The organism is Providencia heimbachae ATCC 35613, assembly GCF_001655055.1.
Lineage (GTDB): Bacteria > Pseudomonadota > Gammaproteobacteria > Enterobacterales > Enterobacteriaceae > Providencia > Providencia heimbachae.
Window position 1 is genome coordinate 81816 of record NZ_LXEW01000015.1, and the last position, 13750, is coordinate 95565.

The 13750-nt window shown below is 38.6% G+C and carries 12 protein-coding genes and 1 pseudogene; 7 read left to right on the forward strand and 6 right to left on the reverse strand.

Annotation, left to right across the window (positions count from 1 at the left end; all coding sequences use genetic code 11):
• Nucleotides 1-36: 36 nt before the first annotated feature.
• Nucleotides 37-828, forward strand: a complete 792-nt coding sequence (locus tag M998_RS04240; protein ID WP_068907703.1) for a PhzF family protein — start codon at nt 37-39, stop codon at nt 826-828.
• Nucleotides 829-942: 114 nt separating this feature from the next.
• A complete protein-coding gene (locus M998_RS04245; RefSeq protein ID WP_068442453.1) occupies nt 943-1350 on the forward strand; it encodes an acyl-CoA thioesterase in 408 nt (135 codons plus the stop codon).
• Between the two features lie 120 nt (nt 1351-1470).
• On the opposite strand, the gene M998_RS04250 is transcribed toward M998_RS04245, so the two are convergent.
• Complete coding sequence (locus M998_RS04250) at nt 1471-2799, reverse strand: SLC5/6 family protein (protein ID WP_068442450.1); 1329 nt, start codon at nt 2797-2799, stop codon at nt 1471-1473.
• 902 nt (nt 2800-3701) lie between these two features.
• Between M998_RS04250 and M998_RS04255 the strand changes: the two genes are divergently transcribed.
• Together M998_RS04255 and M998_RS04260 are read left to right on the forward strand one after the other, a co-directional pair.
• On the forward strand, nt 3702-4271 hold the full coding sequence (locus M998_RS04255) for a tetratricopeptide repeat protein (RefSeq protein ID WP_068442447.1): 570 nt from the start codon (nt 3702-3704) through the stop codon (nt 4269-4271).
• A 373-nt stretch (nt 4272-4644) separates the two neighbouring features.
• A complete protein-coding gene (locus M998_RS04260) occupies nt 4645-5082 on the forward strand; it encodes a universal stress protein (protein ID WP_068442444.1) in 438 nt (145 codons plus the stop codon).
• A gap of 305 nt (nt 5083-5387) precedes the next feature.
• Here M998_RS04260 and agp read toward each other — a convergent pair whose 3' ends face one another.
• Entirely contained in the window at nt 5388-6641 is a 1254-nt protein-coding gene (gene agp / locus M998_RS04265) for a bifunctional glucose-1-phosphatase/inositol phosphatase (protein WP_068907705.1), read from the reverse strand.
• Nucleotides 6642-7093: 452 nt separating this feature from the next.
• On the opposite strand from agp, the pseudogene M998_RS20040 reads away from it, so the two are divergent.
• A pseudogene (locus M998_RS20040) lies at nt 7094-7228 on the forward strand (GNAT family N-acetyltransferase); the annotation flags it as partial.
• A complete protein-coding gene (locus M998_RS04270) occupies nt 7225-7785 on the forward strand; it encodes a GNAT family N-acetyltransferase (RefSeq protein ID WP_197467556.1) in 561 nt (186 codons plus the stop codon). The pseudogene M998_RS20040 and the gene M998_RS04270, both read left to right, overlap by 4 nt.
• A gap of 34 nt (nt 7786-7819) precedes the next feature.
• Here M998_RS04270 and M998_RS04275 read toward each other — a convergent pair whose 3' ends face one another.
• Nucleotides 7820-8188 carry a winged helix-turn-helix transcriptional regulator gene (locus M998_RS04275; RefSeq protein WP_068442439.1) on the reverse strand — a complete coding sequence of 123 codons (369 nt, stop codon included), beginning with the start codon at nt 8186-8188 and terminating at the stop codon, nt 7820-7822.
• 103 nt (nt 8189-8291) lie between these two features.
• Between M998_RS04275 and nfsB the strand changes: the two genes are divergently transcribed.
• A complete protein-coding gene (gene nfsB / locus M998_RS04280; RefSeq protein WP_068907706.1) occupies nt 8292-8945 on the forward strand; it encodes an oxygen-insensitive NAD(P)H nitroreductase in 654 nt (217 codons plus the stop codon).
• Nucleotides 8946-9045: 100 nt separating this feature from the next.
• Here nfsB and fdnI read toward each other — a convergent pair whose 3' ends face one another.
• From fdnI to fdnG, 3 genes are read right to left on the reverse strand one after another with little or no spacing between them, the layout of a single operon-like run.
• A complete protein-coding gene (fdnI, locus tag M998_RS04285) occupies nt 9046-9699 on the reverse strand; it encodes a formate dehydrogenase-N subunit gamma (protein WP_068907708.1) in 654 nt (217 codons plus the stop codon).
• Nucleotides 9692-10579: a formate dehydrogenase subunit beta gene (gene fdxH / locus M998_RS04290; RefSeq protein WP_166696242.1), complete on the reverse strand. Its 888-nt coding sequence runs from the start codon at nt 10577-10579 to the stop codon at nt 9692-9694. Before fdxH ends, fdnI begins: the two co-directional genes overlap by 8 nt.
• A gap of 11 nt (nt 10580-10590) precedes the next feature.
• The gene (gene fdnG, locus M998_RS04295; RefSeq protein WP_111750961.1) at nt 10591-13638 is read right to left on the reverse strand and encodes a formate dehydrogenase-N subunit alpha; all 3048 of its coding nucleotides are present in this window, start codon (nt 13636-13638) and stop codon (nt 10591-10593) included.
• Between the last annotated feature and the right edge of the window lie 112 nt (nt 13639-13750).

The window sequence follows — 13750 nt, forward strand, 5'->3', positions numbered from 1 at the left end:
CAAGCAACACGACTCAGCCTTAAAGGATAGCTTTCTATGAGTGCATTTTCCCTTCCTGTTTACTACGTCGATGCCTTCACCGATACCCTATTCCATGGCAACCCAGCAGCGGTTGTATTACTTGAAAATTGGCTGCCCGATGAACAGCTTATCGCCATTGCAGCGGAAATAAATTTATCGGAAACGGCATTCTTAGTCGAGGAACATATCCGTTGGTTCACTCCTATCACGGAAGTGGCACTTTGTGGTCATGCCACGCTCGCGGCTTCGTTTGTTCTCAATCAATTTAAACAGCACCCCGCCAATCCCATTATTTTTCAATCCCTTTCTGGTCAATTAACCGTTACTAAAAAAGAGGATGGGTTTACACTCGATTTCCCAATTTTAGATTGTGAACCTGTGAATATCGATCAATACCCTCAAATTAGTGAGATATTGGGTACCCGTATCGATGCATTATGGCTAGCCAAAGACCGCTATATTTGTTTTCTGGCTAGCGTACAGCAAGTCAAAGATTGTCAGCCAAACATGAGTGAATTAGCTAAATTACCTTTAGCCGGGCTAACAATTACCGCAAAAAGCGATGATACTCAGAGTGACTTTGTCTCGCGTTATTTTGCCCCGGCAAAAGGGGTGAATGAAGATCCTGTAACCGGCACATCCCATTGTGCTATTGCGCCACTATGGGCTAATCGACTAAATAAAAATCACTTAGTGGGACATCAAATTTCAGCGCGTGGTGGGGTTATTCAATGTGATGTCGGTGATAAACGGGTAAAATTAACCGGTAAGGCAACCTTATTTTTGACTGGTACGATCCACCTTTAATTTAAGGTAATCCGCTGCAACTTGAAGTATCAAGGGGATTATTGCTGAATTTATTTATGATGAGTATTACACTAGAGTTAAATAAACGCTAAGTAATCATTTTAAGGTTTAAACATGTCCTCAGAAGTTGATGATGCTATTGCAGTAAAAATAGAACAATCAGTCACTCGCGTCTCTAAAGTTATTTTCCCTACCACAACCAATCACCATAGTACCCTTTTTGGGGGGACTGCACTTGCTTGGATGGATGAGGTTTCGTTTATTACTGCCACACGTTTTTGCCGTAAGCGTCTCGTCACCGTATCCACAGAAAAAATTAATTTTACTCACCCAATACCCTCCGGCACTATTGTCGAATTAGTGGGTAAAGTCAGCCGTGTTGGCAGAACCAGCTTAGCCGTGAATGTCTCTATTTTTTTAGAAGATATGTATTCCGAGGGACGAGAAGAAGTGATCCACGGTCAGTTTAATTTCGTTGCCGTTGATGATAATGGCAAACCCACCCCATTATTTGAAAAATAAACCTTTCTAAAAAAATCAAAAAGAGTGTGCGATATTAATTTTTCGCACACCCTTACTTTACCTTTTATCCTAATTATCGTTTATACCATTACTAGGCTAATCTGAACTTATAACCTCTTACTAGGCAAAAGCTAAGAACGGTGAGATACATAACAAGAACCCAGTAAAAATAATCAGGTACAACGATGTACCTTTATATTTATGCAGCATTGGGACTTTGTAAACTAAATATGCTGGAATTAAGCACCCAACCATCCCGAATATTGGGCTACAGATTGAAGTAAAACTCAATACTGGGGCATTCAGAATAATCGCTCCCCATGCCAATAAGACCGCAAATACCATAATGCCATTTTTAACCCATGAATCTCTAATTCGCTCAATAGGCATCATTCGTTGAAGGATATTCATCACGATCCCTTGAGTTGCCTCACGAAAACCAAGGTAAACACCAAAAAATGCCGTCATTACAGCGAAAATATTGAGCATGACACTCACTACAGTTACCCATCCACCAGGGAAGAACTTAGCGGCGATTGCCAATGCAGAGATATTTTGCTCATACGCTTTTACGGCTTCTTCATGCCCCATTGCCAATGTAAAAGATACCGCGTAGAAAAATACCGTACAAAACAAAATACCAAAGGCTATGTTCATTGCTCTCAATGCTTTATAACGAGCAACTTCCCGATTTTTATTTTGGCTACGAAATGAAATAACCATCGGGCTTAACGTTTGAATAAATAAAATAGAGGTTAGGGTAAATGGCAATGTAATGATGGCTTCTTTAAATAAGCGTCCAACAGGTGGTAAAGAGCCAGCATTATATAAATGCCACATGCCAATCATTGAAATTCCTAAGGCAGCGACAACGAAGAGCTTAGTCAATACCATAAAACTAGAAAGCTTAAATAATAACTTTTCACCACGGGATGAAATAGCGACAAGAATGCAAATTAACGCCAAACCATACCACGGGTTTTCAGATAACAACCCTTCAGTTACACCAAAAGTTTGAAGATATGAAGCACTGTCATTTGTAATTGCAGTTGAATAAACAAACATCCAAATGACTAACATGACAAAATAAAGCGCTCCTAATAACATTCCCCAGTTTTTACCTAAATATCCACTAATTACACTGGGGTAGTCTTTACATTCAGGTGATTCCGCAAGCGTATTAATAAATAAACGTTGAAATAAATACATTGCAGGATAACCGACAATGGATGAGAGTAAAAAAACCCACAACCCCATCAATCCAACTTGTACAGGTAAAAAAACAATCCCCGCCCCTATTGCCATACCGATACTCATAATTACCCAACCAGCGTCAGTACCATCAAACTTAATAGCCGCACGCCATTGATCTTCTGTCATACCTGCTCGAGAAGCGGCTGTAGAGCCGTTCTGTTTTTCTTGATTATCTATCGTTGGAATTGTTGCCATAATTAGTCACTCAATAGTTAAATTTTTGATAAAAAGCTTTTTTGGTTTTTAAATGCGATTAAATGGGTTATTTATTGTAAGTATTTTGAATAACCTTAATTATTTGCAGGCTTTTATCATGTACAAATCATAGAGGATATATAGGAGAAAAAACGACTCTTTAATGGCCTATAAAACCCGATGTAAATAGAAAAATTTTCTCCTATAAGAGCATTACGACGAAAATATCTCTATCTAGCAGAGGAAATAAACTTGAGTCACTAAGTCATGACTGCATAATATGTAATGTATTGTTTTTAATATGAAAAATAAAAATATCTACGAAGCGATGCTTATTAACAATTTCAACAATTTCTGATTTAATACGTGCTAAACATCACAAGATCTTATGATAATTAATATCACGCTGAGCAATAACTCTGTATTTTGTTTTATTTTTGTGAACTTTTGAAATATACCACTATAGTGATATATTCCATGAGATTAAATTTTTCGTTTCAGCTTAATATGACATAATCTAATAATGTTACATTGTCATTTTTTAGCACTATCACTGCAATTTTATGATTTTCTTGCGCGTTTTTAATAATAAAGATATCAACTGTAATCACAATATGAACAATAACACTCTCATAAAGTGTAATCACCATTACTTGTTGATATTCATCAAATATCGAAGTAAAGTAATCAATAATAAATGGCAGTAATCAATGACATTTAAAGCGTTTAAATCCAATAAAAATAGATTTTTTATTTAAATAATAAGCCTATTGTTATTATAAATTTTGTTACACATGTAAATTGCATCTAATTAATGACATGTTAAAGTTCAACCTGTCGTTTAGCTAATAACGAATATTTTTATTAAGAACGTTTATCACCAACATAAGACATAAAATATCATGCTTAGAATTCTTTCATTAATCTTACTATTTGCCTTCTCTATTAACCTTAGCTTTGCAGCCGTTCCTAAAGAAACGTTAAAACTAATAGAAAAAGAGGCACAAAAAGGCGATATCAAAGCACAAGTTATGCTTGGCATTGGCTATTACTTAGGCAATGAAATTAAACAAGATTATCCTAAAGCTAAAAAATGGTTAACCATGGCATCCCAAAAAGGTAATTCTGATGCTCAGCTATTTTTAGGTGATATGTATTTAAACGGTAATGGCGTAGAACCTAATCTTGAAACGGCAATAGGATGGCTAGAAAAATCTGCCAATAAAGGAAATGCCGAAGCCCAAAATTATATGGGGCAATTTTACTATCAAGGTATTGGCGTTAAACAAAATTATATTACTGCCTATGAATGGTTCAAAAAATCCGCTGATAAAAAATATCCACCCGCACAGTATCAAATTGGTAAAATGCTTGAAAGTGGTGAAGGAACTGAAGTTAACGAAAAATCAGGTTCTGAGTATTTAACACTAGCGTGTAAAGCGGGGCTCAAAGAAGCGTGTAAGAAGCCATAACTGTATGGATATTTTTTATCAAATTTGCGCAATCATAGTAATGTGCATTTTCTCTTATTTATAACAGTGCAGGTAAATTTTAGTCATTACTAATTTTACCTGTCTTAAATATAACAAGCCTCCTTTATTTCTTACTAAAAATGCCCTCATAACGCACAGTTGCTCACATTTTTTTGTTCAAAGTCGATTATCATTAATCTATTGTCGATATATACCCAAAACAGACTAAAATGATCTAAACTTATAATATGTATACTCAAAGTTATTTGAGCTGTGTATAGGTGTGAAGTATAAATAATGATACAGATTCGATTTGCTAAGCATCACGAGCATACTGCTTAAGGTATGATGAGAAAAATAAAAAGGAGAATTTATGTACAATACTATTCTAGTTCCGATTGATGTAACTGAAGACACACTAACTAGCCTTTTAATTCCACATGTTAATTCATTACAAAAAATCAATAATGCAACGGTTCATTTTTTGGCCGTTACTGCACCTATTTCAAACTATTTACGTTATGGTGGGACGATCCTACCGAATGATTTCCCTGATGATGCGAAACAAGCAGAGATCATTCTCAATGAATTAAAAGAAAAGATTAAGCTATTCTCAATCCCTGCTGATAAAGTTCAGGTAAAAGCCGCCATTGGCTCAGTAAAAGATGAGATCTTAGCGACTGCAGAAGACATTAAAGCAGATATTATTTTACTGGGTTCACGCCGACCGAGTATGTCTACCTATTTATTAGGGTCAAATGCAGCCTCTGTAGTTCGTTATGCTAAAACTAGCGTGCTAGTTGTTAGATAGGGTAATTTAACCCAAACATATAGACTTTAAAGCCAAAAAAACGCTTATTATGCGGAACCTTAATGATTGTTACATAAAACAATAAACCCATACAATTTATATGACTATTTAATATTTATTTAGGGTAAATTATAGGCTCATAAACATTTTCGTGGCTTTCACGCCCTGCTTTTTAAGCAGGGTTTTTTATTTGTTAAATTATTTTCTCATTAAAGGTTTTATTTTTTGTTAGAAAAACAAAAATAGCCCGTATTCAAAATATTACGAGCTATCTAAACGTTAAATTTGCCTGACTTACTGTAAAATTACTGCTGTAATGCGGCTTTCATCACTTTTTGGAAATCATCCCAAGAACAATAACCATTTTTATCGATAGAACAATCCTTTAGCTCTAAAGTGACATGTTTTGGCGGCGTCTTTAAAGATAGATAAGTGCTATCTCGTAATTGGTCTGAGGTTTGATAAACATACTCTACCTTCATGTAATCTTTGTTATCCTGCTTATCATGCCAGCGTTGGAAAACTAACTTACCGCCAATTGGTGTATGCTCATATTGTTGGGGCAATTGATATGGATTAAAATTCATTGCTGACATCAAGGAAGCAATATTAGAGTCATGCCCCACTAAAAATATAAATTTAGCTGTTTCACCTTTATCAACAGAAGCAAAACCATTATTAATATAATTCAAGATAGGATGAGCGACATTTTTTGCGATTATTTTAGGACCAAATAACGTGTTTTGATAACCATTTTTTAGTGTATTAAGCTTCTTCCACTTTTCTGGCGAATTAACTAATCCCCAAGCAACATCATTTAATGGAAAGCCTTCATAATATTGAAGATCAATCGCATCTGCCGCAGAGTTCGCCATTTTCAATGGGCCACTTACACCCGGTTCTTTATCGGCTTCAACAATAAAACTATTTTTTGCTACCGCTAAATTACACAGTTTATCTGTTTTACATTTTTGAGAATCTTTAATATTAAGAATACTGTCTAACTCATCATAACCCGGCTTAAGATCTACCCCCTTAAGGTGTTGATCCATCGCGGATATCGCTTTTTTCTTAAACTCCGGCGTATTATTTGTGATAATTGGATTAAATACTGGATCCATCGTTCCAATTTCAGGTTGATGATGAATATTCACCTTACAGCCAGGAAATGCACCGGCGGCAAAAAATTGCCCCGTTGCTATCGTTCTTTGCAAACTATTGGTATATATATAAATATCATCACGGCTTGTTGGGCATAATTCATCTGCTAATAATTTATTTTGATCAATCCATTCCCTAAAATAATGCCCCATATAAACTTCAAGAGCACCACCTTTCGTGGTTAAATAGCCACTTTGAGCATCCCATTCAGGCCATTTTTTATCCGTGATTTCCGTTAAGACGCCTGTGTTAACAATCGGGGTACGCAGGTTATGACGGCTAAGTACGAGAACTTGGTCTAAAACCATATCTTGCGTATTATCTGTACTTGCCAATACTGGGGACATTGGTGTGAATAACGCAGCAGATAAGCACAGTGTGAGCATTCTATACTTCATCAAGATACTCCTACATTGATATAATAATAAAAATAGGGATGGCAAACTTGTCATCAATAAATAATTAAAATATTGATTCGTCAGTTTAAATATAATCTAATAATGAACTAATGGGCTTTTTTTTCTGCGATTAATATCTCAAATTCAGCCCTTAAGCAAAATATACGAAAATAATAAAATGAAAATTAAAGCTGCAATTTCGGCTCCGTATGATGAAATAATTCAGTTATGGGAGTCTTCCGTAAGAGCGACACATGACTTTATAACTGAAAAAACAATAGAAGAAGCTTATTCAATATTCTATTAAATAAACTAACCTTAATAAGCTATGCCTAAAATAATTCGAGTTACAGGTAGGCGACAAGCGAAGATAGTCCGATGAACATAGGTAAACTATGTGATTCGGATAGCTGAGTGTAGTCAACAACCCTGCAACTTGAAGAATGATGGGAATAGATGTAAATGAACAAAACCCACAAGCCGTTGGCTTCTACCAACACATGGGGTTTTCACAATATCGCCGCTCTGAATTAGATGGCCAGGGTAATCCATTTCCTGTTCTGCATATGAGGCTAAATTACCAATGAATATCATTGAATTAGAAACATCACGTTTAAGATTACGCCATTGGAAGGAAGAAGACAGAAAGCCTTTTTATTTGCTAAACAGTTCTCTAGAAGTAATGCGTTACTTTCCTTCTGTGCTGAATAAAACGCAAAGTGATCAGTTAATGGATACCATTGTGAATAAATTTATTGAGCAAAATGGCTGGGGATTTTGGGCTGTAGAATTAAAATCTAATAATCAATTCATTGGTTTTATTGGCTTAAATATCCCTTCACCTATACTTCCTTTTTCACCCTGTGTTGAAATTGGTTGGCGCTTGCTTCCTGAACACTGGCGGAAAGGGTATACAACTGAAGGTGCCAAAGCGGTGATTGAATTAGCCTTTAATCATCTGAATATCAATGAGCTAGTTTCATTTACCGCCGTCCCCAACACTCCATCTGAAGCGGTCATGAAAAAATTAGGGATGATAAAAGATCCCAGCCATTTTCTTCATCCAGCACTTCCTGATGGGCATTGGCTGCAAGAACATGTGCTATATCGTATTAGAACCAATAGCTCACAAACTCAACTGTAGCGATAAAATTATTAGCGACTAATCGCTATGAACTTTAATCATTATTTTCTTGGCCAATTAAAAAGGGCAATGCATTTTTCTCCCCCCAAGCCTTAAGCATAATTAAAATTGGCTGCAAAGATTGGCCTCGCTCAGTAAGACTATATTCCACTTTAGGGGGAACTTCTGGGTATACTTCGCGATAAACTAAGCCACTCGCCTCTAACTCCCTTAGCTGCTTTGTTAACATACGTGGCGTGATAAATCGCAATAATCGCTTTAATTCATTAAAGCGCAATGTGCCGCTCATCAAGTGATAAAGGATCATGCCTTTCCCTTTACCTCCAATAAGCTCCAATGAGGCTTCAACTGGACAAGCTTCATATGAATATGACTCATAGCGTGGTTTTTTGACAGTATCCATTATGTACCTATATACCAAAAATGTACGTACTTGTTTAAATCATAGTATATGCATATCATGTTTAACAATCTATTCGCCACTTAATTTTTAATAGGGAAAAATCATGTCTATTACTGATATCGCAATGAAGCGCTACTCCACAAAATCGTTTGATCCTGCAAAGAAAATTAGCCCAGAAATATTAGAAAAGTTAAAAATGTTATTACGCTACAGTCCATCAAGCGTCAATATTCAGCCATGGAATTTTATTATCGCCGAAAGTGAAGAAGCGAAAGCACGTATCGCCAAATCAACCCAAGGCGATTACCACTTTAATACTTCTAAAATTACAGATGCATCACACGTTGTTGTATTTTGCGCAAAAACCCATGTTAACGAGCAATACTTATCTGAAGTTTTACAACAAGAAGATACTGATGGTCGCTTTGCGTTACCTGAACATAAAGAAATGATGGCTGGTGCAAGAGATTATTTTATTAATATCCATAAAGATAATCTGCAAGATTTACCACAATGGCTAGAAAAACAAGTATTTTTAAATCTAGGGAGTTTTTTATTAGGCTCAGCAGCATTAGGCCTTGATAGTGTGCCGATGGAAGGTCTTGATTTTGATATTCTTGATAACGAATTCAATTTATCTGAACAAGGGCTAAAACCTATTGCCGTTGTATCGCTCGGCTATCGCACTGAAGATGATTTTAATGCTCAGCTGACCAAATCAAGATTAGCTGAAGATAAAATTATCACCCTTGTTTAATAAATAAACGCCTTTGATAGAATGAAACCATACAAAAAAACAAAGCCACTTCATTAATGAAGTGGCTTTTACTCTTTACGCACACTCGCCAAAGAAAACGTTACGACTTTGTTTTTTCTTCTTCAGCTTCTTGCGCTTCAACTTCTTTATACCAACGCGGGTGATGCTTTCTTGCCCAGCGACGGCTGACTTTACCTTCCACCATACCGTTGATAGAGCCTTTGACCCAAAATGCCATGTACATATGGATCAAAATAGCATGGATAAGAACAATAGCCGCGACAGCGTGAATCAGCAGGCTCCAGCGGATCATCCACATAGGGAATAAATCAGCAAAGTAAGGACGCCAAATAATGATACCCGTTACCAAGAGTACAAAAATTAGACTCATGATACTCCAGAACATCATTTTTTGACCGGCATTATATTTACCGACATTTGCTACGTGGTGCTCGTTACCTTTTAATACTTCGATAATATTCTTAAACCACGGAATATCTTGCCTATCCGGTATGTTATGTTTGACAAAACGGACAAACATAAACATTAAGACAATGAAGATTAATACACCAAAGAATGGGTGAAGAATTCGTCCCATTTGTGGTGTACCAAAGGTTTCCGTCAACCATTTTAGCGTTGGGAAAAATAGCGCGATACCCGATAAAGCAACCAAGAAGAAGCTGATGACAACAGTCCAGTGACATGCGCGGTCAATAAATTTTGTCCGAACAATCATTTTGCTCTTTTTACTCATGGTCATCTGTCTCCTCTTCATCATCCACTTCTTTATTAGGTCCAATCCCCACATAGTGGAAAATGAGTCCGGCAAAAGTCGCTATAAAGCCCACTACAGACAGTGGTTTCAGGACGCCCTGCCACAGATTGATTGGCGTATCAATTTGCGGGTCTTTTGGCAATCCATGATATAGCTGTGGTTTATCCGCATGATGAAGCACGTAAACGACGTGTGTACCCCCTACGCCTTCAGGATCGTATATTCCCGCTTCTGCATAGCCGCGTTTTTGTAATTTAGCCACGCGTTCAGAGCCGTATTCCAACATTTCTTTCTTAGTACCGAAACGAATAGCACCTGTCGGACACGTTTTCACACAAGCAGGTTCCTGACCAACGCTAACCCTATCAACACACAACGTACATTTGTACACACGATTATCTTTAGGATTTAATCGTGGAATGTTAAACGGACAACCGGCGATACAGTAACCACAACCGATGCAATGCTCTGATTGGAAATCCACAATACCATTAGCATACTGAATGATTGCCCCCGCCGATGGGCAGGCCTTCAAGCAGCCGGGATCGGTACAGTGCATACAGCCATCTTTACGGATCAACCATTCTAGTTTGCCATTTTCACTGGTTTCACTAAAACGCATTACCGTCCATGATTTTGCACTTAGATCGGTTGGGTTATCATACACCCCAACACAATGGCCGACTTCGTCACGAATATCATTCCATTCTGAACATGCCACCTGACAGGCCTTGCAGCCTATACAGGATGACACATCGATTAACTTACAGACTTCAAGTTTGTCGTCGCGTGCCTGTGGTGGAGGCGTAATGCTATTGGTCGCGGAACGTTTAATGATGTCTTGAGATTGCATGGACATAGTTCCCTCCCTTACGCCTTCTCAATGTTAACTAAAAATGCTTTATACTCAGGTGTCTGAGAGTTAGCATCGCCCACAGATGGCGTCAACGTATTGGTAATAAAGCCTTTTTGTGTTTTACCCTCGAAGCCCCAGTGAATCGGTAATCCAACCGTTTCAATCGGTTTTCCATCTACGATTAGCGTTTGTAGTCGAGGTGTTACCACAGCAACAGCTTTAATGAAACCCCGCTTACTACTGACTTTCACTTGGTCACCCAATGCAATTCCTTTGGCTTTCGCTAAAGTCTCACTGATTTCAACAAATTGCTCTGGTTGAGCAATCGCATTCAGGCGAGCATGCTTAGTCCAAGTATGGAAGTGCTCAGTTAAGCGATAAGTCGTACCTACATATGGGAATTCTTTATGATCGCCAAGACGTTTCTTGTCTTCATCAAAAATTCGCGCAGCAGGGTTAGAGACTACATTTGGATGTAATGGGTTAGTGCCTAATGGCGTCTCAAATGGCTCATAATGCTCAGGGAAAGGTCCTTCTGCCATTTTATCAATAGCAAATAGGCGGCCTAAACCTTCAGGTTGCATAATAAATGGACCGGTTCCCACTTCTGGCGCAGAGCCATTAAAGTCTGGGATATCATTGCCTACCCATTTTTTGCCATCCCATTCAATAAGCACACAATCTTTATTCCATGGCTTACCTTTGGTATCACAAGATGCACGGTTGTAAATAACGCGGCGGTTCAAAGGCCATGCCCATGCCCAACCCAGCGTATTACCAATACCCGATGGGTCGCTGTTATCACGATTAGCCATCTGGTTGCCTTTTTGTGTCCAGCTACCTGTATAAATCCAACAAGATGAAGCCGTTGAACCATCAGCACGTAGCAGCGCAAAGGAACTCAGTAACTCACCTTTTTTCGCTTGTAAGTTGCCATCGGCATCATAGAGATCAACCAGTGCAACACCGTTATTCTCTTTTGCAACTTCTTCTGATTCAGGATGGAATTGACGTTTGTAGTCCCAACGCATCTGCATCAATGGCTCACGACCATTACCACCTTCTTGCTCATACAGCTCACGGATTTTGTATAAAATACCGGTCAGGATTTGCCCGTCATTGCGAGCTTCACCTGGGGCATCAGCTGCTTTCCAGTGCCATTGTAACCAACGACCTGAGTTCGCAATTGAGCCATCTTCTTCTGCAAAGCATGTCGATGGTAAACGGAATACCTCAGTTTGAATCGATGCACTATCAACATCATTCATTTCACCGTGGTTTTGCCAGAAGCTAGCCGTTTCAGTTACTAGCGGGTCAACAACGATCAAGTATTTTAATTTACTTAAACTGCTAACCACTTTGTTTTTATCTGGGAATGACGCGACAGGGTTAAAGCCTTGGCAAATATAACCGGTCACCTCATTTTTACTCATCATGTCAAAATACTTCATGACATCATAAGCTTGATCCCACTTAGGCAACCAATCAAAGCCCCATTGGTTTTCTTGCTGAGCAGCATCACCATAAAAAGACTTCATCAAGCTGACGAAGAATTTAGGATAGTTACTCCAGTAATTAACCTGATTTGGCAAGGTTGCTTTTGGCGTATTCGCGGTTAGATAATGATCAACCGTCAGATGTTTTTCAGAAGGTAACGTCAAGTAGCCCGGTAAGCTTGTTGAAAGCAAACCTAAATCCGTCAAACCTTGGATATTTGAGTGGCCGCGTAAGGCGTTAACACCCCCACCCGCCATCCCCATATTACCCAGCAGCAGCTGGATCATTGCCATTGTACGAATATTTTGAGCACCAACCGTATGTTGCGTCCAACCTAATGCATACAGGAAAGTCCCGGCTTTATCTGCCGCACTGGTGGTTGCTAAGATTTCACATACTTTGAGGAAATCTGCTTTTGGTGTACCACAAATATTTTCGACGACATCGGGAGTGTAACGTGAGACGTGTTTTCTCAGTTGATTCCAAACACAACGAGGGTCTTGTAATGAATCATCGCGTAATGCATGACCATTCTCATCAAACTTGTAGTTCCAACTGGTTTTGTCATACTGACGTTTTTCAGCATCATAACCACTGAATAAGCCATCGTTAAAATCAAAATCATCTCTAACGATTAAAGCCGCATTAGTGTAATTCTGAACATATTCAGCATTAATTTTATTATTTTCAATCAGGTAAAGCAGTACGCCTGATAAAAAAGTAATATCCGTACCTGAACGGATCGGCACGTAGTGATCTGCCACTGATGCGGTACGCGTGAAACGCGGATCGACAACAATCAGTGTTGCATCATTATTATTTTTTGCTTCTATCGCCCAGCGAAACCCAACAGGATGAGCTTCCGCAGCGTTTCCGCCCATGACAACGATAACGTTGGCATTTTTAATATCAACCCAGTGGTTGGTCATCGCACCGCGACCAAATGTTGGAGCAAGACTTGCTACCGTTGGTCCGTGTCAGACACGCGCTTGGTTGTCGACCGCTAACATTCCGAGCGATCGTGCAAATTTTTGAGTTAGCATACCCGTTTCGTTACTTGCAGCAGATGCACAGAGCATTCCTGTTGATAACCAACGGTTTACCGTAGTTCCTTGTTTGTTTTTCTCAACAAAGTTGGCATCACGATCATCTTTCATTAAGCGTGCAATACGCGAGAAAGCATCATCCCAACTTATGCGTTCCCATTTATCTGAGCCTGGAGCTCGGTATTCAGGGTAACGTAAACGATTTTCGCTTTGTATATAATCCAGCAGCCCTGCCCCTTTCGGGCATAATGCGCCACGGTTTACAGGGTGGTCAGAATCACCCTCAACATGGAATATAGCGGATTTAGCATTCATGGCGCCGTCGCCCATGCTATATATAAGTAACCCACAACCGACAGAACAGTAAGTACAAGTATTACGAGTCTCTTTAGACCTTAGTAATTTATTTTCACGTACATTGGCCATTGCCATTCCAGGCATAAAACCTAACGCAGCTACAGTTGTACCTGCCATCCCGCCAGCGCAGATTTTGAAAAACTTTCTGCGACTAACGTTCATTGCTAACCTCTTTATCTTTTTTGTATAAATCGATGAGAGGATATCAGTCCAATATGATTAGATATTGCCTAAAATCAATTAATATGAAGATAAATGTTTAATTAATATTAAC